Raw genomic sequence first — 20,417 nt, 5'->3', positions numbered from 1 at the left:
AATAAAATTTCTATGGAGAATTTGAGAAAGACCGTATTTATATGGAATGAAAATTATTTGGACTATTCGTTTCCTGGAGATCACCCATTTAAATCTCTTAGAGAGTCTATGGCAAAGAAGCTAATGGAAGAAAGAGGATTTTTCCATGAAATAGATTTAGAAAACGCGGAACCAGTAACAGAGAGCTTACTAGAAAAGATCCATGATAAGGAATATATAGAATTTGTAAAAAAGAAGAGTCTAGAAGGAAAAGGATATTTAGACGACGGAGATACGCCAGCCTTTAAAGGAATATATGAGGCAGCAATTCTAAGGGTTGGAGGCAGCGTAAAAGCATTAGAAATGATAGAGAAAGGATATGAAGTAGCAATAAATTTAGGTGGGGGATTTCACCATGCAAAGAAATCCTCTGCTTCAGGATTTTGCGTATTTAACGATGTCGCTCTAATAGCTAAGCTTGCTGAGAAGAAATACAAAGTAGCAATAGTAGATATTGACGGTCATCATGGTGATGGAACACAGCAATTGCTTTATGACGATAATAGAGTTTTGAAAGCTTCTTTGCATATGTTTCATAGAAACTTCTTTCCTGGAACTGGAAATTATGATGAAATAGGGGAAGGTGAAGGTAAAGGATTTACTATCAACGTTCCCTTACCGCCTGGTACTGCAGATGATGCATATATTTCAGCTTTTAAAGAAGTTATAGTTAGAAAATTGAAAAAGTTTAAGCCAGAGTTAATAATTATAGTTGAAGGAGGCGATTCTCATTTTGATGATCCTTTAGTAGAATTAAAATTGTCTACTAAAGGCTACTCTGAAGTTATAAATGAAATCTTAAGTATTGCTAAGAAATTTTCGTCTAAAATAATACTATTAGGCGGTGGAGGATATAATTATGAAGCTACAGCTAGGATCTGGACTATAACTACAGCTCAACTTGCAGGACTTGATATGAGCGAAGTTGATTTACTTCACGATTGTTGCTTTACGTCGTCTACTAATTTTGTAAAAGAAAAGGTTAATGAAGTAATAAAAAAACTTAAGGAAATTCACGGCTTACTCGACTAGTATCAATGCTGCTGCTTTCCTTGCTTTTTCTTTAGCTTCTTCGATAGTGCTTCCGGTAGCTAACACTACTCCCATTCTTCTTTTTTCATAACTGTAAGGCTTGCCAAATAATCTAACTTGAACGCCTGGAATCTCTAAAGCCTTTTCTAAATTAAGATATTTAGGATTCCACTCTTCTCTTTCAGCTAAAATTACATGAGACGCTGCAGGAGTTAATAGCCTAACCTCAGGAGTTGGTAAGCCTAATGCACTTCTCACATGAACTTGAAATTCGCTTATATCTTGACTAGCCATAGTAACCATTCCAGTATCATGAGGTCTAGGAGAAACTTCACTAAAGAGCACTCTATTACCTGATTTTATTATTTCTACACCAAAAATTCCTACTCCTCCTAATTCTTCGACCACTTTTATTGCATAAGATTTAGCTTTTTCTGCAATTTCATCTTGAACTGTAGCTGGTTGCCAAGATTCGACATAATAATAACTAGGTCTTTGATGTTCTACTGGAGGAAAAGTTTTAGTAACTATTCCTTTCCCAGTATTATACCTATAAGTTAGAATTGTAAGTTCAGTATCTATTTTAACATATTCCTCAACTATAACTCTTTTACTCTTGCCTCTAGCGTGGGATATTGATTCCTTATACGCTTCTTCTATTTCATCTTCCTTATTTATTAAAACGTGCCCATGGCCGCTGGAACTCATTTCTGGTTTTATAAGACAAGGAAATCCTATATCTCTACAAGCTTTTCTAACTTCTTCTGCGCTTTCTGCAAAGGCATAGGTAGTCGTTGGAACTTTCAATTTCTCTGCAGCAAGCCTTCGTAATTCTATTCTATTCATACAAATTTTTACTGCTTGCGCATTTGGTATTATCTTATACCCAGAATCTTCAAGGTCAATTAGAGCATCGGTATTAATTGCTTCTATCTCTGTAATAATTCCGTCTGGATTCTCTCTCTTGACTATGGACTTTAGAGCTGATGGATCCATCATGTCTATTACATACTTTCTATGAGCTACGTGCATAGCAGGGGCCATATCGTATCTATCAACAGCAATCACTTCGATACCCATCCTTTGTGCTTCTATTGCTATTTCCTTACCTAGCTCTCCACTTCCTAAGAGCATTAGTTTCTTTGATCCTTCTAAAAGCGGTGTTCCGATCTCCATGTATGAAATTACTTAAATAAGATAAAAAATTTGCCTATATATTCTCTCTTTTTTCTTTAATCAAGTAAATGAGAATCTATCCACTCGTAAAGTCTGTTATAATCTTTCATCAGATAGAATAAACAAATCCAATTTTTAGGTACTCTGCATTTTCCAGAATAAGGGAAGACTATTGCACCATACTTGAATTTTTTAGCATATTGTGTTACTTGTTCTAAGTTACTTTCTCTAACTTTAGCTTCTATGGCTATTTTGTTTTCGACTATAAAGTCGGGCTTATTATGAATAGAAATCCCTTTTATTGTAGAATATATTTCCTTATTTCTCTCTACACTATACTTTCTGGAGAGAATAGAATATACGTAATCCTCGAATACTTTTCCCAATAATTGGTTAAGCCTTATTTTTCTCTCTTTATTAGGATACGCTAAAGCCGGTAAAATGTTAACACTAGGGTTAATTTCCCTTATTCTATTTATCAAGATTCTTTCTTCATTATCTACGTAAAACTGCAAATCCGTTATTTCCTTATTTCCTTCAAAAGCTTTAACAAGCCAATTATCAACGTATACTATAATTTTACCGTTCTTTTCATCTGGTATTAGTAATCCTTCTTCTGTCTTATTATATTTAAATGCTCTCACGGCTCAAACTTAATAGTTCTTGGAAATTCTAAAATATTGTGTTTATTACTTTAACAGATATAGCGTGGGCAATAATCCTTACCATATGGGTAATGATAGTTACATTGTATATCTCAAAATACGTTGCTAGAAAAACTACTATTTACGTTGCTAGAAAAACTATACACATTTTAGGTGGAGGTTTGGTTGCAGTAGTTTCTCCTTTTGTTTTTTCATCACCATTACTTCCAATAATCCTATCTTATCTATTAACTGGATATTTGATTTTCCATAGAGAAAGACAACCGCTTAGTTGGTTTCAAGATAAAGAGAATAGAGGAGAAGTTTGGTTTACTTTCTCTTTTGGGACAATTTTATTATTAAGCTGGATCTTGATTAGAAATTTCTGGGACCCTGGATCTAGAGATATTTACGTAGCGTTATTGCCCTTATTTTACATGTCTTTTGGCGACGGAGTTACTGGCATAATAAGGAATTATGTATATAAAAGGAGGGTTAAAGGCTGGTGGGGATCTTTAGGAATGTTTATAGTTTCTTCCTTTTTAGGATATTATTTCCTATCTATTCCAGGCTTAATTTCTGGAATCTTGGCCACTATAGTGGAAAGAATAGGTAAAGTTGACGATAATATTTTAGTTCCTTTTGTTCCATTCATCTTACTATATATCACTGTAGTACTTCTTAATCTTTAAGAAGTCCTCATAATCAAAGATCTTTAACTTAAGATCTGTAGTATTTATTATTATTATTCCATCAATTTTAGCAGACTTCAATGAAAACAAATTGACATCTAAGCTATTGTGATATTTCCTAATTAACCGCATGAGATTCCTTATTTCATCTTCGCTTCTTTTCTCTTTATCCTTTAATAGCTCTACAGGGACTGGAGGAATATAGTATGAAGGTACTGCAATGTAAAATTGTGAGGCTAGATTACTATATCTAGCTATTTTTAAGGCCATTCTACTCATTAGGAAGTCCTCTTGTTTTCCAGCAAAACTTGGGGGAACGAATCCCGTTTCAACTTCTATTCCCACGTCTATTCCCTTTATTGCATAAACATCAATTATCTTACCATTACTTTCATGCTCTACTGATACTTTGAAGCCTTCTTTGATTAGATAAGCTGCTACTATAAGCTCTAATGCCGAGTGAGTGATATTAACAAATCCTAACTTATGAAAATCTATCAGCCTTTTATATATTTCATCTATCTGTGGTAAATTTCCGTAATTAGATATTATTCTACATTTAATATTATGTAAGTCTTTAGTATAATTATCGCGTTTCATACGAATTACCTCTCAGTCAGGGGAAACGCTCTTCATTCATTCAGCAAACCGTCACGTCATCATATTCAACTAACTTTAACAACTCTGAAAATAAAATCATTTTCATGTTAAGTTTCTTAGTTGGTTCTCCTGCTCCATCTTGGTATGATTTAAAAGATATATTTGAAGACTATAGGAGCGTAGCTGTTTACGTAGATGATAAGGGTAATATAGAAATGATAAAAGTCAGTAGCCTTGATGACTGTTTTTTACAAACTTCAGTATTAGTTAATCCGGCATATTTGAAAAAATTAAAGCCTTACTATATAAAATTGCCTAATTTCGTAGCATTTCCAATATTTAGCCTTAAAATATTAAGAAAAATGATAGAAATGAAATATTGGAGAGCTATAGAATATTATTCTGGGAATGAATTTATAGGTGGTTGGGTGTTATACGATTGCAAGAATTGTGAAGAAAAACAAATGTTACATCTGCAAGTTACGGCCAATAACGATGAAGAACTTTACTTAAAGCACTTATCAATTTACAATTCATGAGGTTCTTTTCCTATCTTAAAGTCCTTTATTCCATTGAACCTATCTACAATGTAATCCTTGTCTTCCTCTCCTTTAGTTATAAAATTAAAAAGTAATCTTGCAACTCCTGGACCAACTTCTGCACCATAACCGTCGAATCCTCCTATAAAATATAGATTGTCTAATAATCTTCCATAAGCAGGTCTCATGTCAGGAGTTCCTTCACAGAATTCTCCAGAAGTATAGATAACCCTTAATTTTCCTACTCTTTTTCTAGCCCTACTCATAACCTCTTCTGGGTCAACTTTTATCCTTTGGCAAGGTTTAGCCTCTATAGCCTCTCCGTCACCTATGATTGCAGTTCTAATTCCTAAGCCTAAGAAAGGTCTTGAATAAAAATTTAATTCGTAATCATAAATAAACATCTTGTCTAATTTACTATCTTGAGTTAAAGTGAGGGATGCCCAGCAATAATAACTCTTGGAAGGAACACTAAAAATTTGACTATTCCAAGGGCCAGCTGCAAGGATTATAATATCCGATTCAATGTATCTGTCATTAACTTTCACTATTGCGTTATTTCCTTTTTTAACGATCGATGCTTTCTCTTTAATTATTGGCACCTCGTCTATCATTCTCTTAATATAAACTAGTCTATCTCCTCCTACAGCATAAATTCCTTTTGAGTTAAAGATATTTTTCTCTTCAATCTTCACTCCGTACTCTTCCCATAGCTTAATTAATTTTTCATCAATTTTTCCTATAGTAAAAGAGGGAAATTCCTTAGTCTCAACATTAAACTCTTTGTAAAAGTCTAAAGCTAACTTTGAGAGATAAACGTCTTTGCCTACTAGAAGTAAAGAGTGAATTAAGCTAGGAAAGATTCTTCTAATTCGTGGATCTATAACTTTTACGTTATGACCTGCTTTTTTGAACATATAATAAAGTGAACTTCCAGCTATTCCAGAACCTATTATTGTTACTTTCAACAAAGAAAACGCTAAGTTATTAATATTTAAAATCATCTAAATGATAACAGAAGGATATTTTGTAAGATACAAGGGCGTAATATGGGCAGTAAAAGGATGTTATCACCCAGAAGGCTACGTAGTCGCAGTACCGCGTAAATTTGGTGAGAAAAAAATAAAGAAAATGAGTGAAGCAATACAGTTAGTTAGGGAAAAGTTTCCTCAATTGTTAAAATACGTGGACGAAATAGGTTTTGAAGTTCCATTAGTGCCCTTATCTGAGGTGGAAGTATTAGACCCTTTTAAAGTTTCTATACCCCAATTTAATGATTTTATAAATAATTTCCTTAATGTCGGAATAACGGGAAGTTATCTATATGAAGGAAAAGGAAATGATCTAGATTTAATTTCTTTTAATAGCAAAAATTATTATATACTAATGGATATGAGAAAAAGGGGGATAACGTCACCTTTGGTAGAAGTTAAAGACAATGAGATTGAAGGACTTTCAAAGCAGGATTTTTTGCGTTTGAAAGTTAAGAGAGTTCTAGAGGGGAACTATAAAGGAATTCCCTATACTTTTAAAATAATTGAATGTGAAGATTTTGGGAAAGTAATTAGGAAAGGTAAGTTTGAAGGGATAATAAAAATTGATAAAGCGTTAAAACCGTTTTCCTTGCCCGTCAAATATCTCACAGAAGAAGGTTATGTTCTTACTAGTTTTAGGACTAGATATACTGAATTAGAAGAAGGACTAAGGCTTTATATTAAGGGAACTCTACTCTCTAGAGAGAAGTTTGAAGACTTGGATTTAGACATTGCACAAGAAGTTAAAATTATGTAGGAGTGGGTATATAATTATTTATGTCCTCACATAAACAACATAGAGAGTTAGCTCCAAAAGTTCTAAACTTTTTTGTAATAACCATAAGTACTTCAAGATATGAAAAAATGCAGAAAAAAGAGCCAATAGTTGATGAATCCGGAGATATAATTAAACAAGAAATAATCACATCTGGCCACAAGCTTGTTGGATATTCATTAGTACCTGACGATAAGGTAAAAATTTTAAAGGCATTTACTGAAGCGTTAGACAATCCTGAGGTTGATGTTATAGTATCTACTGGTGGCACAGGATACTCTAAAACTGACGTCACTGTAGAAACTTTAAGAGGGATATTTGATAGAGAAGTTGAAGGTTTTGGCGAAGTGTTTAGATTTTTAAGCTATGAAGACCCGCAAGTTAGATCTGCAGCCTATCTAAGTAAAGCTACTGCAGGAATAATAAAAGATAAGGTTATTTACGCGCTACCTGGTTCCCCAGATGCTGTAAAATTAGCTATGGAGAAATTAATCTTGCCAGAGGCTCCACATTTAGTCTTTATTGCTAGATCTAAGTAGTTTCTCTATTTCATTTTTAACTGAGCTCTTTATTCTTTCATTTTTAAACTCTAGTTTATCAATATTCAAATAGTAGTAAAATATTTCAAAATAATTTTTGCTCAGTAATACTTTATCTATAGCATCAAGAAATATTTTTTCGTAAATTTTTGGCTCTATTTCTTTATACCATTCTGCATCCTCCAATACTCTATCTAGAGTTGAAAGCGTTTCAGAAATCTCCGTGTGAAGCTTATAAACGTCAGATATATCCAAGTTTATATTTAATAAATCAATATAACTTTTAATTCCAAGTCTTTTTGCAGCTAGTGGACATAATGTAATTTCTGCATTAATCTTATTTTCTCCATAGCCTTCATTGTTAGCTAAATTCAACATTTCATATGAACAGCCGTAGAATTCCTTTTCAGAATAAAAACAAGGAAAATGAATTCTTTTTCCTTCCATTAACGGTCTAATAATATTTTCTAATATAGAGTATGCGAAAGTTATGTCTAGAATTTTTACAGACTTTAATACAATTAGATATCTGGCTTCTTCAGGAGTTAATGTAATAATTTCATCAACGTTTTCCAAAAGTTTTCTAGCATTTTCAAGATTAATCTGGCCTTTAACTATCTTCTCTAAGGGCTCAGGTAGCGTTATTACACCTAGCTTTATTCCTCTTAGCGAGAAGTATTTTATTAGTTTTAATGCATCTTCAAGCAAATTGTCAGAAATTGCAGTTAGGATTATACTCTTTTTAGATGGAAAAGTAAGTTGAACATTAGGTACTTTACTGTTTAAGGTAGATTTTTGTTTTATTAAATCAACAATATTTAAATCAACTGGGCATACTTCTTCACAAATGCCGCATAAATGGCAATTGCTTACATACGTCTCTTTTCCTATTGTTGACAGTACAAAGAAACCTAAAGGCGAAAAAACTGGTGAATTCCTCTGATAGCTATGAGGGCATGTATCTACACATTTACCACATAAAATGCATCCATTAAATTTCTCAATAGAATATTCTTGGCTAATAGAAGTAATATCCAATTTTATATCAGACGATACGACATAATAGGCCGAGTTACCTCTAAAGGTAAAATATGCATATTTAGTGTTTTTTAGCAAGTCAGAAGAAATATTTAGTAGATCAGTTTTACCTATGTAAATGAACTTACCTATACTGGATAATTGAGGATATAGATGAGGCGCTTCAGAAAAACCACTAATATATCTCCTTACTAAAATTTCTCTAACTTGTGTATATGATACTACTAATCTAGTTCCATTATTATCCTTGATGAGTGAAATGTCTCTAAAGGGTAATACGTTTTCAGAGAGTAAGGATTTAACTTTCGATAATACTATATCTTCCGATCCAGAATATTGTTTAAAAATTAACGGCTTATTTTCCTTTTTTATATATATAGCATAAATAATTCCTCCTCTATATTTTCCCGTATATTTTTCTCCATTTAAATATGCCTCAACAGTGACTCTATTAGCTAACTCACCGAATTCGTTATATCCAAAGCCTTCATCTCCAAGACTAATTGTTCCACCTACGGAGAAGTCCATTACGCTCCAAAGCTCTGGAGAATAGCTGATTACATCTCTCCATTTAGTTCCTGCGAGAACTTTAATTGAGTCTCCTAGATCCTCTACACCCTTAAGTTCTGACAAATCTGCTACTATATTTGATGTAACGTTACCTCGAAGTAATTCATATTTAGCATTAACATTATTAGGTAAATTTTTAATATCTTCTTCTTTAGTAATTTTAATATATTTATCAATATTTTTTGATATAATTGATGAGTAAAATAAGCTTTCTAAGGATTCCATAAAAAATAATTCTAAAGAACTGTTAATAATTTATCTTTTATACAATACGCAATACTACAGCTGTTTTAAACTTGCAATAAATAAGCGAAGAAGGTAATTTTTATTTTTAGACTTAAGCCTCTTATTTAATGAGAATTCTTTTACATTCATATTTACTGGAGGCCGGTAGCGGTGGGGTAAAAAGGAATAGAGAAGTTATTAAATATTGGAAAAAATATGTCGATGAAATAATATATGTTCCTCTTTTAGGAGACATGAGAAGAGCGTCCGAAGACGAGGAATTTAGGAAGAAAATGTATAATGAAATTAAAGCATTAGGTCTTGAAATTCCAGAGAAGGTTAATGAAGTTATAGATAGTGAAGTTATAAAAAGAGTTCCTCTAAATATGTCTAAATTAAAATTTGATCTATATAGTAATATTACTCAATATAAAATTAATTCTGAGATTTCTAAGATAATGGGTAAAATTGATGCAGATATATATTACGCACAACAAGAATTTCCTCAAATGGTAGATTTTCTAACAAAAATTGCAAAAAATAGGAACGTTGGTGCTTTGATTCATATCGAGAATTTTCTTGGATCATTAACTGAAGATTTATCTCATTTTTACAGGGCATATAAATCAATGGGATTAAGCGGGATTATGTATGCATGTTATGTAACATTCTTAAGATCATATCCTAGGAGGAGAAAATGGGTAGAGTTAATAAATAGTAGGAAAGTAAAGTTCGCTTTTTCAGTTTCAGAACCTTTAGCAGAAATATATCCGTTTATGAGAAAAATATACACTAGAGTGCTAAAGCCTGGCAATGCGTTCGACAAGAAGCTATTAGACTTTAGAGATAAAGGAAAAGAAGATTACTCGGTGTTTTATGCCAGGTTAAGTCCAGCTAAAGGTGTGTTAGAACTTTTAAAAATATGGAGAAAAATTGATGAAAATAAAAAATTGGTGATAATGGGAAAATTTTCTGATAAAAGAGTAGAAAAACTTTTTATGAAAAATAAACCAAAAAATGTGGAATACTTAGGTTTTGTTTCTCAAGATAAGCTAATAGACGTCGTAAGTAAAGCAAAAGTCTTAGTTTATCCTTCTCATTCTGACTCTTTTTCTTTAACAATTTTGGAGTCCTTAGCTTTAGGTACTCCGGTCATAGCATATAAAATTCCAGGAATAAGAAGAATATACGAAGGGCTTAACGCCGTAAAATTAGTTAAAGAGGGTGATTTAGCTCAATTTAGACAAGAAATAAGAAAAATTTATGATATGCCAACCAAAGAATATGAAGACTTAATAAATGATAAGAAATTATGGGAGTTCTTAGATGAACATTCAAGCTGGGAGAAAGTTGCACTAAATGAATTAGAGGAGCTGAAAAAAGTAGTTTAACTAATGCTGTCACCCCACATATTATCACAAGAAGCAGCTTTACCTTTAATTACTTCGCTAATTAATCTGAAAGATTTTTTTCTAGATAACATTTTATTATTATTACCACAATAAGGGCTGTAAACACACTTTGGGCAACCGTCTTCACAATCACATTTTCCCACAATGTCCAGCGCAACCTCATAAGCATCTTCTAGTCTATCATATAATAACTTAGCAACCCCACTACCCCCTACTACAGAGTCGTATATAATTACGTGGCCGCTAGGATAACTTATTCCAGAAAGGTCTGTAAGGGACGCTCCTGCAACAACTCTTCCTGCAGAAATTAGTACATGTTCCGTTGCATGATAAGCTTCCATGCCATCAATTAGCGAAAAGTCATCTAGTATAGGATGTTTTATAATTAATCCTTTAGTCTTATAAGTATACGTAAGAGGTACATCATACTCTATTTCTTTTCCTCTATTCTCCTTTTTAGAGTAAAAATCGTGTATAATATAACCATGAACTGAGATTCTAACTTCTATTTCTCCATATTTTACTGGCAAACCATAGACCTTCCTACTTTCAATTTCTGTAAAATTCACCATATCTACGTCATATAACGGCTTTGTATAGTAAGGCAAATCTTTGTCTACTCTCTCCACTCTAGCAACTAGAGTATTGAGATCCACATCCTTAACAATATAGTTCTTCTTCGAAACTAAATATACAGCGTTAGGATAGATGTCATATAGCGCTACTGGAAGCTCTCTTTCTCCAATTTTCTTTTCTCTATCATATATTTTTATTATAGGACCAGTGCTTCTCAAAGAAGAGTTTATTACGAAAATCTTAGTTTGCTTTGTAGCATAGGCGACATCATTAACTATTTTTACCTTACCTTCTTTATCTAATTCTTTCAAAGCCTTAACCCAAAGAGGAGGTAAACTACCAAGTTTTATCATTCCTTTTTCAAGGAGATATGATGCTGCGTGCACTTTTATAACTTCAAGGTTTGTTGTGTCAAATGGTAATGGCGTTAACTTTCTATTGAAGAATTCCTCTGGTTTTCTCAAAAAATAAGAATCTATTGGATCGTCACCTAAAATCGTTATAATATAACCTATCCTATTTCGCCTACCCGCTCTACCAGCTCTTTGAATGTATTTTGAATAACTTGGTGGATTTTCAGCCATAATAACAACGTCTAAATCCCCTATATCTATTCCAAGTTCTAAAGTAGGAGTAGCAACAACTCCCATTATTTTCCCATTTTTAAGATCTTCCTCTATCTTTATTCTTTCTGAAGGTAATATTCCTGCTCTGTGAACTTGCATATTAACTCCGAATCTGTCGGCAATCTTTGCAGTGACTTCCGCCATCTGTTGTGAGTCCGTGAACACTAACGTTCTTAAGCCATTTTTTATTAGAAGAGCTGCCAAGTATGCTGCTAAAGTCCACCTGCTCATGCCTTTAGAATCAACTAAAATGTGAATTGCCATTCCTCTCCTTCTTCTAGTCCCTTCAATTATTTCTCCAGGTTCGTCAAAGAGTTCTTGGAACATGAAGGGCGAGGCATCAATCGTTGCGCTGGAAGCTACGACGTGGATATCGTTTGTAAATTCCTTTAACCTATCAATTATCATTCTCAAGTGAGACCCTAGAACTCCCTCATATACGTGGATTTCGTCAAATACAAAGTGTTTCACAGACCTAATTAATCTTCTAAAATTAGGGCTTAAAGAAAGTCCTACGTGAATCATGTCTGGGTTAGTTAATAATATGTCTGGTGGGTTAGCGTAAAGCCTATCTCTTTCGATTTTAGGTGTATCTCCATCTATTATTCCAACGCTTATTGGGAGGTTTCTTGTTAACCTTAATATTCTACTTAATTGGTCCCTAGCTAGGGCTTTAGTCGGATAAACTATAACGCTTTTTTCTCCTTTTAATGCTAGGTCTAAAATTGGAATAAGAAACGCCTCAGTTTTTCCAGTTCCTGTTCCAGAAATTATCAATACGTTCTTTCTACTTTCAATTTCTTCTAACGCTTTTTCTTGGAATTTATAAAGTCTAGTTATTCCAATGTTTTTTAATGAGTTTTTTAATCTCTCGTCTATTTGTAGATCATCGACCTTGCTTCCCAGTTCTGGTTCTAGAGCCGTCTCTGTATGAACGTGAGCTACGTTAGCAGAGAAAAGCTTTAATCCTTCAGTAAGCTTGTCAAGTACTTCCATACCTTTAAATAATTGTTATTGGAAGTAAAAAGCATGACAGAGATAATAACTAATATAGGGGATCTCAGAGAGTTTTTAGAAAAGCAAGAGAGCTTAGGTGTTAAAAATCTTGAGATAGTCATTTCAGCAGATGTCTTGGAAAAATCTCCAGAAATAGCAAATAAATATGGATATTCAATAATTAATGGCGAAGATTTACCTAGCGGATATTTTAAGCTCACTTTAGAGTATAGAGGCATAGGGAAGAGTAATTCTCCTAAGCGATTTTTCAATTAAATTTTTAGTTCATTTATATATTTGTTAAACTCTATTTTTCTTGGTAAATTAGGTAAAAATAATGATATAAAAGAAGCTAAATTAATGTAAACTAATGTTTTCAGCGTATAAATACCGCATAATATAAGTTTTCCGCATCTTTTACCTTCTAGTAGACATTTTTGAATCTCAGCCATTTTTTTACTACATTCTGCCGCGTACTTAGCTTTTCCTTTGAATGCTTCTATCATAATTGTATTATCGTGTATAGCATCATCAAAATATTTTGCTCTATATGTAATGAAGTTTTCAAAATTTCTTGTTATATGTCGTGAGGAACTGGAATGAAGTCTATAATATGTTAGTTTATCAGAAATTATACGGATTTTGCCTTTTTCTGATACGGCAGATAAAAGAAAGAAATTATCAACTAATCTTCTAATTTTATAGAGACTCTCAAGATTTTTATCTAAAACCCGTCTACGTATGCACATAGAGCTACTATTAAAATAAATCCTATTTTTAAATAAATATTTAATATTTTTACTATCTACAATTTTATCTCTAAGTACTTCTTCTCCTATCTTATCTCCTTTCTCATTTATAATAAGCCTTGAATTATATGAGAAAATAATATCGTTGTCTGAAAACGCTTTTGAAATAACATTTAGTTTATTTTCTGTAAACATGTCATCATCGTCTAAAAAGCAAATAATATCTCCAGAAGAGTGCAAAATTCCTTCTGCCATGAAATAGCCTGCATTGTCCTTATCGCAAAAGATTTCTTTTACTTTATATTCATTTACTAATAATTTATCAATTTTATCATCTTTAAAGTTTTTAACAACAATTATCTCATTTGCATTCTTAACAGATTTTACTGCATCTATTAGGAATTCTTTCCTATTATAAGCCGTAATAACTACTGAGATCATTTTTGTCACTTCTCTAATTATAAAATTTTCTTAAATACATTTTAACATAAATATCTCTAGCTAATTTATTAGATAGTAAATTTAGAATTGATGCCAAGAATAATTTTAATCTGAACGATGGAAAATAAATTGATTCATCTAATATTCTAATGGAGTTTTTAAAAGGTAAAAACTTAGATTTATTGCATAATATAGCTGATATGGCAGTAAAAGTGTAAACGTCTGCTTTAGTTACTTGTGCGAGCAAATTGTCATCCTTAAAATACTCATAAATTGCTTCCTTTGCCTTACTTTGTTCATAATAATAATTACAAGCAGAACTTATGATTTCTTCAAAAGTATTAGAGAGAAAGTGCATTGCGCTCTTATGTATTCTATAGTAAGTTAGTGGGGAGAAGTCTAACATAATTTCCCTTCTAGTTTTCAAAGCAGATAGAAGATAAAAATAATCCACGGCCCTATCTAGCTTTCTAAGCATATTAGTATCTATTATTTCTTTCCTTATACAAATAGAACTTGAATTGAACTCTCCAAAATTCCTGAATATGAAAGCTATTGATTTTTTTGTTATATCTGAAATTATCGTTTTACTATTATATTGTGGATTATCTAATATTTTACCGTTTTCATCTATTTTTATTTGATTATTGTGATAGTATACTAAGCTATTATTCTTAGAAAAAGCGTCTAGTACTATAGCTAGTTTATTTTCTGTAAACATGTCATCATCGTCTAAAAAGCAAATAATATCTCCAGAAGAATTATCTATACCAATAGCAGCTTTCTTACCTACTCCTTTTTCTTCTGTTATATAATTTTTAGTTATTCCGTTATTCTCTATAAATTTATCAATTTTATCATCTTTAAAGTTTTTAACAACAATTATCTCATAAAGATCTTTATCTAATTTCTGATTTAATACGGAGTTAATTGCATCAATAATATATTTTTTTCTATCATGAGCAATAACTATTACAGAAATGTAATTATTCATCATAACAAGTAAGATAATGTTATTAAAAAAGTAAGCATTCTTCATATAATGAAAGTAAATGTAGTAACCCATAATTTAAGCAATAAAAGCGGTGAAGGGTTTGTAGTATTCTCGTCAATAGAGATGCTAAAGGAGAGAAATGTTGATTTTGTTGTATCAACATTCTCTAAACCAAGAGAAAATTACGATCTTCCAGTAAGATATTATTTACCTTTTAATTTCTCTAGATTTGATAGATATCAACGATTATTAGTTTGGTTATCTGCAAGGAAAATAAGATCTGATATATATCTAAATTTTACAGGAATACCCATTCCTTTATCTAGTAGAGGAGTTCATATAATCTATGGTGGAGCGTCGCCATTTGAAGTAACCAAGTATTCAAGGTCGTTATTTTGGAAATTATACAGATTTCCCTTTAAGTTGGCACTAAGATTTTTAAAAAATGAAGCAAAAAAGGCAAAATTCGTCGCAAATTCCTTCTATTCAGCTAACACTTGGAAGCAATTATACGGAATAGAGGCTAAAGTTATTTATCCACCAGTAGATGTTGAAGATTTTTTTAAGGCATTTCACGAGAGTGGCGGTAAGTATATTTTAACAATTGCAAGGATAGAGCGCGGAAAGTTTCTTGAAAGGACTATTAAATTATCTCATGAAGTAGGCATACCTGCAATTATAGTAGGATATTTAAGTGATACTAAATATTATAAAGAGTTAATTTCACTAAAATCTAAATTGAACGCTAATATTAGTTTTGTTCTAAATGCTAGTAAAGAAGAATTGATACAAATTATGAAAGATGCATGTTGTTATTTTCACCCTACACAAGGTGAGCATTTCGGAATTCCTGTAGTAGAATCTATGGCAGCAGGTTTAGTTCCAGTTGTTCCTAAAGAAAGCGGAGCAGCAGAAATAATACCAGAGTTTACTTATTCTACTCTAGAAGAAGCAGAAAGTAAAGTGAAAGAAGCCTATATAAAACACTCCTCTAAGAGCTATGAAATGAGAGAAATAGCCTCTAAATTCTCTAAAGCAAGATTTAAGGAGGAATTTTGGCAATATATCATAAATATCTATAATAAATGATCAAAAATCTTAGTTTGCATATTTTAGTATGAGGTTTCTAACGGAGTTTGCCACATTATCCCAACTAGAATGTAATCTAAGAAAATCTAAAAGTTTGGACTCATTCATTATTTCTTCAATCTGCTTCTCATTTAAAGAAAGAATTTCATACGCCTTCTTACTCATCTCTTCTTGGTCAAACTCCTCAACTATTTTGACAGCCTTTAGTCCACTATACACGCTCCTTATTGCTGGTATCCCATAGGCAACTACGGGGGTGCCTAACGCTAGTGCTTCTAAGACTACTAAAGAAAATCCGTCAACGTGAGTAGGATAAATGAAGAGCTTAGCCCTAGAAACAACATCATATAGTTTTTCCCTTGGTACAAAACCTAGATATTCAACGTTTAATCCATATTTCTTGACCTTTTTCCAAAATAGTTTCTCATTATACTTATCAAAGAATCTTCCCATGAGAACTAGTTTTAGCTTTCTAGGCAATTTTACTTGAGTTCTTTTTAATATGTCCGGTATCTCATGAATTCCTTTATCTTGATTTAATCTACTCCAAAAAACTATATAGTCCTCTTTGCCTCTGTTCCTATATTTAAGGAGCTCGGGGTCGAAAGCGTTGCCAGGATAAAGAATTTCCCCTTTAATTCCGCTTTCTTTTAAAGGTCCTTCACTAACTGCTGCTATGAAACTTGGTTTATACTTCTTAAGTAGCCTCCTATATTTTGGCTTAGAATATAATTCATTGTATAGAAACCTAGTGTAAAACCCTTTACCAGTATAAGGATTAAATTTATAGAATTTTATTAGTCTCCTTAGGTATTTTATCGAATCATTATAAAATAAAGGTACGTGTAGAGTTAACCCAAATTTAGTCTCTTTACCTAAATAAAATATATCGAATGAAGTGTGGTCTGGCTCATATAAAAAATCTACGTCAACTGTGTATCTTTTAGACACTTCCTTTGCGATTTTATCTGCTAATATAAATTTTTTTATTCCAGCCGCTTTAAACTTATTTTGTTCATCTAGGATGGAGTAAAATTCTGGCGCAACTTTTATTCCTTCTCTTTCAATTTCTTTAACTTTATCGATTAAAACTTCTTTATCCCAAATAAATACAGGACTTGAGGGATAATAGACTATGTTAAAGTATTTAGCTAACCTCTTAACTACTTCATACGCGTGCTGCGCCCCTCCACCTGCAAATCTAGGCGCTAAGAAGTTATTGTAAACTATTCCTAACTTCATTCATAAACTACTTATTAATTTAAAATTTAAAATGCGCTTTTGCTTCTTTCATATAATTAAGAATAAATATCGTTATATAAATTGCTTAATTCCATTAATCTTTTTACTACTAAATCTACATTATATGCTATGCAAGAAGAAATATATGATGTAGTAATTGTAGGGGCAGGAATCGCCGGATTAAGTGCAGCATTGTATACTTCAAGGCAAAGGATGTCAACTTTAGTAGTTTCAAAAGATCTTGGCGGTCAGTTAAATTTAACGCAATTAATAGAAAATTATCCTGCTATAAGTGCAGACACTGGTTTGGGTTTAGCCTCAAAAGTAGAAGCACAAGCTAAGAAGTTTGGTGCTAAGTTTATTTATGGAGAAGAAATAAATGGATTAAGAAAAGAAGGTGACATCTTCATACTAAAAGGACTAAAAGGAGAATATAAAGCAAGGACAGTAATTTTAGCATTTGGTAAGTCTCCAAGAGAATTAAAAGTTCCTGGAGAAAACGAATTAAAAGGAAAGGGAGTTTCTTATTGCGCTATATGTGATGCGGCATTTTTCAAGGACGTACCTGCAGCTGTTGTGGGCGAAGGAGATCCAGGATTAGAAGCTGTGGAGCTACTTGGTAAATACGCTAAACCCACTTACTATATCTCTAGGAGTTTTCAATTAGCAGGAGAACCAGACCTTGTAAATTCTGTTTTATCTAACAAGAACATTCAACTTTTCTTAGGATATAGAGTCTTAGAAATTAAAGGTAATTCTAAAGTTCAAGGAATAGTTATTGAGAATCTAAAAACTAAGGAAGTTAAAGAGTTACAAGTAGAGGGAGTAATAATTGAAATGGGATATGTGCTAAATACTGAATTTTTAAAAGGTTTAATTAAATTAAATGATAAAGGAGAAATTATAGTTGATGATCTAGCTAGAACATCAATGGAAGGAGTCTTTGCAGCAGGTGATATAACGCAAGTGCCTTATAAACAAGCAGTAGTAGCAGCAGCAGATGGAGTTAAAGCCGCCTTATCGGCTTATAATTATTTAAGGAGCAAGCAAGGTTTACCTCCTGTAAATGTAGATTGGAAAGCTGAGAAAAAGAAGACTGTCGTATCATTTAGATTATGAATTTTAAATAAAAATAAGTCAATTTTCTTAACTAAGATATAGGTGACTTTATAAAAAATATAGCAAATATTTCCGGTAGTGATACAATGCTAACAGGCATACCACTTTTTTTATCAGTACTTTTTTCCTCACTTTTAGCGGGTTATTTAGGATCCTTGACTGGACTCGGAGGAGGAACGATTTTAGTGCCTATACTAACTTTATATGACGGAATACCAATAGAATACGCCACTGGTGCTAGTTTAATTTCTACTATTGCAACATCTAGTGGTGCAGCAAGCGCCTATTTAAAGGATAAAATAATTAATTTAAAAATAGGCACATCTTTACAAGTAGCTACAACTTCTGGTGCAATAGCGGGATCATTAACCGTAACTTATATCTATTCTCACCACTTGGAGCCAATAATATATGTAGTATTTGGAATAGTTCTCTTAGGTTCTGTATATCCTACTATTAAAAGGGGTAAATTTGAAATACCTAAGAATTCAGACCCAGATTGGTCAACTAAATTCTTCCAAATGCATGGAGAATACTACGATATGGCATTACAAAAGAAAGTTGAATATTGGGGCGTTAGATGGGTTCAAGGTGCTTTGGTAATGTTTGTTGCTGGGTATGTTTCAGGATTGCTTGGAATAGGTAGTGGGGCGTTAAAGGTTATAGGAATGGATTGGGTTATGAATTTGCCAATAAAAGTTACTACAACTACTAGTAACTTCATGATAGGAGTCACTGCGGCTACAAGCAGTGGTATATATTGGGTTTTTGGGTATATACAGCCATTAATAGCCGCAGCTACTAGTATAGGAGTGCTAATAGGTGCATTTATAGGCACAAAGACTCTAGTCAAATTAAAGAATAAAAGGATAAGAACTATATTTACGATCTTATTAGCTTTTCTTGGTATACAAATGATATTAAGGGGATTGGGGATCTATTAATGGATCTAGATTACATAACTGGAATGATAATGAGAATAGGAGTAATATTAAGCATATCTCTCGTCGCACTAGGAGTAATTCTAATATTGATAGAAGGTCATGCATGCAATTACTCAGAGTCTGTACTTTTCTCTAGAACTTCATATGTTAACTCGTCAATAGCTAATATTAATTATATAATAAAAGGATTTACAAACATAAGTGGGCTTTCGTTCATATACTTAGGTTTAATAGTCCTTGTTTCAGTTCCAATACTAAGAACTGCGTTAGCATTAGCGTATTTTGCTTACGAAAAAAATAAGCTCTATATTATTCTAACGATAATAGTTCTATTCAACTTGGTATTTGCAATATTATTCTTACCTTCTATTATAAAATAGTCATCCAGACAAGATAGCAGCTCCTTTTATTTTATATTTAACAAGCAAACCTTCAAGTTTTCTTTCTATTACTATTATTGAATATTTTAACAATCCCTCATAGGCTAAACTTCCAGGGTTGACAACTATCGTATTTTTAATCTTATCAGTTGCAGGAGACTCTATTATGTGACCATGTAAGCCAAGTAAAGGTCTATATTTTTCGATTAAATCTCTAACTCCTCTAGATCCTACATGTTCTCTTTTCTTACCATCGATTATGGCAATATCTAATTTAGTATTATATGGTGGAGCATGAAAGTTTAATATAGCTCTTTCTGGATCGTCTATTTTCCTTAAGTAATCTTCTCCTTTTATATAAATTGTAGAATCTGGCTCTTCCCTATAACTTTTAAAAGGCGTAGGATTAACGTACCCATAAGAAATTAAATACAGAGTATTTGTCTTTCCTTCTTCAAGTTCAAATATTCCCTCATCTCTTATGTTATATTTAGAAAATACCTCATCTAGATATAACGGATCATCGTTACCGTAACTCCAGAATACCTTTATATTAGTTCCAGTTAATTTTTCTTCAGCTATCTTAATCCAGTTATCTATTTGTTTTTCTATTAAAGTTCTCTTTACAGATTCAAAGAATTCTTTATTTTCCAGAATTTTCTGTATTTCATCTTTACTAGCAACGTGAATATAGTATCCATATTTTCTTGCATCCTCATAAACAGTTTTTATATCTACTTCATTATCATTAAAATAATATTTATCTCCACTTCTTTCTATAAATACAATATTTTTAGAGGTTATATCTCCACCTATAATTAGGTAATTAACGTTATGCATCTTTGCCGCATTTAATGCTTTTCTATAGGCTATTTCTGATCCGTGTAAGTCTGTGACAAACATTAGTTTAATTTCTCCGGTCATTGAAAGTCTGTCGTAAATTTAC

Annotated in this window: 21 protein-coding genes; 11 read left to right on the top strand and 10 right to left on the bottom strand. The window is 32.2% G+C overall.

Annotation, left to right across the window (positions count from 1 at the left end; all coding sequences use genetic code 11):
* Window positions 1-21: 21 nt before the first annotated feature.
* The gene (locus tag D1867_RS08340) at window positions 22-1,071 is read left to right on the top strand and encodes an acetoin utilization protein AcuC (protein WP_155864443.1); all 1,050 of its coding nucleotides are present in this window, start codon (window positions 22-24) and stop codon (window positions 1,069-1,071) included.
* Here the strand turns inward: D1867_RS08340 and purT are convergent.
* Together purT and D1867_RS08330 are read right to left on the bottom strand one after the other, a co-directional pair.
* Window positions 1,060-2,247, bottom strand: coding sequence for a formate-dependent phosphoribosylglycinamide formyltransferase (gene purT / locus D1867_RS08335; protein ID WP_155863733.1), 1,188 nt, complete (start codon window positions 2,245-2,247; stop codon window positions 1,060-1,062). The two genes, D1867_RS08340 and purT, sit on opposite strands and share 12 nt — an antisense overlap.
* 56 nt (window positions 2,248-2,303) lie before the next feature.
* Window positions 2,304-2,891 carry a hypothetical protein gene (locus D1867_RS08330; RefSeq protein ID WP_155863732.1) on the bottom strand — a complete coding sequence of 196 codons (588 nt, stop codon included), beginning with the start codon at window positions 2,889-2,891 and terminating at the stop codon, window positions 2,304-2,306.
* Window positions 2,892-2,929: 38 nt separating this feature from the next.
* On the opposite strand from D1867_RS08330, the gene D1867_RS08325 reads away from it, so the two are divergent.
* Window positions 2,930-3,583: a phosphatidate cytidylyltransferase gene (locus D1867_RS08325; RefSeq protein WP_338078007.1), complete on the top strand. Its 654-nt coding sequence runs from the start codon at window positions 2,930-2,932 to the stop codon at window positions 3,581-3,583.
* On the opposite strand, the gene D1867_RS08320 is transcribed toward D1867_RS08325, so the two are convergent.
* Window positions 3,551-4,183 carry a hypothetical protein gene (locus D1867_RS08320; protein ID WP_155863731.1) on the bottom strand — a complete coding sequence of 211 codons (633 nt, stop codon included), beginning with the start codon at window positions 4,181-4,183 and terminating at the stop codon, window positions 3,551-3,553. The two genes, D1867_RS08325 and D1867_RS08320, sit on opposite strands and share 33 nt — an antisense overlap.
* Window positions 4,184-4,287: 104 nt before the next feature.
* On the opposite strand from D1867_RS08320, the gene D1867_RS08315 reads away from it, so the two are divergent.
* Window positions 4,288-4,722, top strand: coding sequence for a hypothetical protein (locus tag D1867_RS08315; RefSeq protein ID WP_155863730.1), 435 nt, complete (start codon window positions 4,288-4,290; stop codon window positions 4,720-4,722).
* Here the strand turns inward: D1867_RS08315 and D1867_RS08310 are convergent.
* Window positions 4,710-5,690, bottom strand: coding sequence for an FAD-dependent oxidoreductase (locus D1867_RS08310; protein ID WP_155864441.1), 981 nt, complete (start codon window positions 5,688-5,690; stop codon window positions 4,710-4,712). The two genes, D1867_RS08315 and D1867_RS08310, sit on opposite strands and share 13 nt — an antisense overlap.
* 40 nt (window positions 5,691-5,730) lie before the next feature.
* Between D1867_RS08310 and D1867_RS08305 the strand changes: the two genes are divergently transcribed.
* On the top strand, window positions 5,731-6,513 hold the full coding sequence (locus D1867_RS08305) for a hypothetical protein (RefSeq protein ID WP_155863729.1): 783 nt from the start codon (window positions 5,731-5,733) through the stop codon (window positions 6,511-6,513).
* A gap of 20 nt (window positions 6,514-6,533) precedes the next feature.
* A complete protein-coding gene (locus D1867_RS08300; RefSeq protein WP_155863728.1) occupies window positions 6,534-7,070 on the top strand; it encodes a MogA/MoaB family molybdenum cofactor biosynthesis protein in 537 nt (178 codons plus the stop codon).
* On the opposite strand, the gene D1867_RS08295 is transcribed toward D1867_RS08300, so the two are convergent.
* Window positions 7,044-8,903 carry a 4Fe-4S dicluster domain-containing protein gene (locus tag D1867_RS08295; RefSeq protein WP_155863727.1) on the bottom strand — a complete coding sequence of 620 codons (1,860 nt, stop codon included), beginning with the start codon at window positions 8,901-8,903 and terminating at the stop codon, window positions 7,044-7,046. The genes D1867_RS08300 and D1867_RS08295 overlap by 27 nt on opposite strands.
* Window positions 8,904-9,031: 128 nt before the next feature.
* Between D1867_RS08295 and D1867_RS08290 the strand changes: the two genes are divergently transcribed.
* Window positions 9,032-10,294, top strand: coding sequence for a glycosyltransferase family 4 protein (locus tag D1867_RS08290; protein WP_155863726.1), 1,263 nt, complete (start codon window positions 9,032-9,034; stop codon window positions 10,292-10,294).
* Here the strand turns inward: D1867_RS08290 and D1867_RS08285 are convergent.
* Window positions 10,291-12,513, bottom strand: a complete 2,223-nt coding sequence (locus tag D1867_RS08285; protein WP_155863725.1) for a DEAD/DEAH box helicase — start codon at window positions 12,511-12,513, stop codon at window positions 10,291-10,293. The two genes, D1867_RS08290 and D1867_RS08285, sit on opposite strands and share 4 nt — an antisense overlap.
* A 33-nt stretch (window positions 12,514-12,546) precedes the next feature.
* Between D1867_RS08285 and D1867_RS08280 the strand changes: the two genes are divergently transcribed.
* The gene (locus tag D1867_RS08280; RefSeq protein WP_155863724.1) at window positions 12,547-12,789 is read left to right on the top strand and encodes a hypothetical protein; all 243 of its coding nucleotides are present in this window, start codon (window positions 12,547-12,549) and stop codon (window positions 12,787-12,789) included.
* Here D1867_RS08280 and D1867_RS08275 read toward each other — a convergent pair.
* Together D1867_RS08275 and D1867_RS08270 are read right to left on the bottom strand one after the other, a co-directional pair.
* Complete coding sequence (locus tag D1867_RS08275; RefSeq protein WP_155863723.1) at window positions 12,786-13,703, bottom strand: glycosyltransferase family 2 protein; 918 nt, start codon at window positions 13,701-13,703, stop codon at window positions 12,786-12,788. The two genes, D1867_RS08280 and D1867_RS08275, sit on opposite strands and share 4 nt — an antisense overlap.
* A gap of 13 nt (window positions 13,704-13,716) precedes the next feature.
* Window positions 13,717-14,697 (bottom strand): glycosyltransferase family 2 protein, encoded by a 981-nt coding sequence (locus D1867_RS08270; protein ID WP_162309164.1) that lies wholly within the window; start codon window positions 14,695-14,697, stop codon window positions 13,717-13,719.
* Between the two features lie 48 nt (window positions 14,698-14,745).
* On the opposite strand from D1867_RS08270, the gene D1867_RS08265 reads away from it, so the two are divergent.
* Window positions 14,746-15,786, top strand: a complete 1,041-nt coding sequence (locus D1867_RS08265; RefSeq protein WP_155863721.1) for a glycosyltransferase family 4 protein — start codon at window positions 14,746-14,748, stop codon at window positions 15,784-15,786.
* 9 nt (window positions 15,787-15,795) lie between these two features.
* Here D1867_RS08265 and D1867_RS08260 read toward each other — a convergent pair whose 3' ends face one another.
* Window positions 15,796-17,028: a glycosyltransferase gene (locus tag D1867_RS08260; RefSeq protein ID WP_155863720.1), complete on the bottom strand. Its 1,233-nt coding sequence runs from the start codon at window positions 17,026-17,028 to the stop codon at window positions 15,796-15,798.
* Between the two features lie 129 nt (window positions 17,029-17,157).
* Between D1867_RS08260 and D1867_RS08255 the strand changes: the two genes are divergently transcribed.
* From D1867_RS08255 to D1867_RS08245, 3 genes are all read left to right on the top strand, one after another.
* A complete protein-coding gene (locus D1867_RS08255; RefSeq protein ID WP_155863719.1) occupies window positions 17,158-18,147 on the top strand; it encodes an NAD(P)/FAD-dependent oxidoreductase in 990 nt (329 codons plus the stop codon).
* A gap of 86 nt (window positions 18,148-18,233) precedes the next feature.
* The gene (locus D1867_RS08250; RefSeq protein ID WP_152941599.1) at window positions 18,234-19,091 is read left to right on the top strand and encodes a sulfite exporter TauE/SafE family protein; all 858 of its coding nucleotides are present in this window, start codon (window positions 18,234-18,236) and stop codon (window positions 19,089-19,091) included.
* Entirely contained in the window at window positions 19,091-19,471 is a 381-nt protein-coding gene (locus D1867_RS08245; RefSeq protein ID WP_155863718.1) for a DUF1634 domain-containing protein, read from the top strand. Before D1867_RS08250 ends, D1867_RS08245 begins: the two co-directional genes overlap by 1 nt.
* Here the strand turns inward: D1867_RS08245 and D1867_RS08240 are convergent, their stop codons facing one another.
* Window positions 19,472-20,395: a metallophosphoesterase family protein gene (locus tag D1867_RS08240; protein ID WP_155863717.1), complete on the bottom strand. Its 924-nt coding sequence runs from the start codon at window positions 20,393-20,395 to the stop codon at window positions 19,472-19,474.
* Window positions 20,396-20,417: the final 22 nt, after the last annotated feature.

Origin of the sequence: Acidianus infernus (assembly GCF_009729545.1) — an archaeon.
GTDB classification, from domain to species: domain Archaea; phylum Thermoproteota; class Thermoprotei_A; order Sulfolobales; family Sulfolobaceae; genus Acidianus; species Acidianus infernus.
The sequence above is the reverse complement of the archived record's forward strand: the minus strand, read 5'-3'. Positions and strand labels throughout refer to the sequence as shown.

Excerpts from the sequence above, each read along its gene's own strand:
- D1867_RS08245 (WP_155863718.1), top strand. The coding sequence starts at position 19,091 with ATGGATCTAGATTACATAACTGGAATGATAATGAGAATAGGAGTAATA.
- D1867_RS08265 (WP_155863721.1), top strand. The coding sequence starts at position 14,746 with ATGAAAGTAAATGTAGTAACCCATAATTTAAGCAATAAAAGCGGTGAA.
- D1867_RS08255 (WP_155863719.1), top strand. The coding sequence starts at position 17,158 with ATGCAAGAAGAAATATATGATGTAGTAATTGTAGGGGCAGGAATCGCC.
- D1867_RS08285 (WP_155863725.1), bottom strand. The coding sequence starts at position 12,513 with ATGGAAGTACTTGACAAGCTTACTGAAGGATTAAAGCTTTTCTCTGCT.
- D1867_RS08250 (WP_152941599.1), top strand. The coding sequence starts at position 18,234 with ATGCTAACAGGCATACCACTTTTTTTATCAGTACTTTTTTCCTCACTT.
- D1867_RS08275 (WP_155863723.1), bottom strand. The coding sequence starts at position 13,703 with ATGATCTCAGTAGTTATTACGGCTTATAATAGGAAAGAATTCCTAATA.
- D1867_RS08315 (WP_155863730.1), top strand. The coding sequence starts at position 4,288 with ATGTTAAGTTTCTTAGTTGGTTCTCCTGCTCCATCTTGGTATGATTTA.
- D1867_RS08295 (WP_155863727.1), bottom strand. The coding sequence starts at position 8,903 with ATGGAATCCTTAGAAAGCTTATTTTACTCATCAATTATATCAAAAAAT.
- D1867_RS08270 (WP_162309164.1), bottom strand. The coding sequence starts at position 14,697 with ATGAATAATTACATTTCTGTAATAGTTATTGCTCATGATAGAAAAAAA.
- D1867_RS08320 (WP_155863731.1), bottom strand. The coding sequence starts at position 4,183 with ATGAAACGCGATAATTATACTAAAGACTTACATAATATTAAATGTAGA.
- D1867_RS08240 (WP_155863717.1), bottom strand. The coding sequence starts at position 20,395 with ATGACCGGAGAAATTAAACTAATGTTTGTCACAGACTTACACGGATCA.
- D1867_RS08290 (WP_155863726.1), top strand. The coding sequence starts at position 9,032 with ATGAGAATTCTTTTACATTCATATTTACTGGAGGCCGGTAGCGGTGGG.
- D1867_RS08300 (WP_155863728.1), top strand. The coding sequence starts at position 6,534 with ATGTCCTCACATAAACAACATAGAGAGTTAGCTCCAAAAGTTCTAAAC.
- purT (WP_155863733.1), bottom strand. The coding sequence starts at position 2,247 with ATGGAGATCGGAACACCGCTTTTAGAAGGATCAAAGAAACTAATGCTC.
- D1867_RS08260 (WP_155863720.1), bottom strand. The coding sequence starts at position 17,028 with ATGAAGTTAGGAATAGTTTACAATAACTTCTTAGCGCCTAGATTTGCA.
- D1867_RS08280 (WP_155863724.1), top strand. The coding sequence starts at position 12,547 with ATGACAGAGATAATAACTAATATAGGGGATCTCAGAGAGTTTTTAGAA.
- D1867_RS08305 (WP_155863729.1), top strand. The coding sequence starts at position 5,731 with ATGATAACAGAAGGATATTTTGTAAGATACAAGGGCGTAATATGGGCA.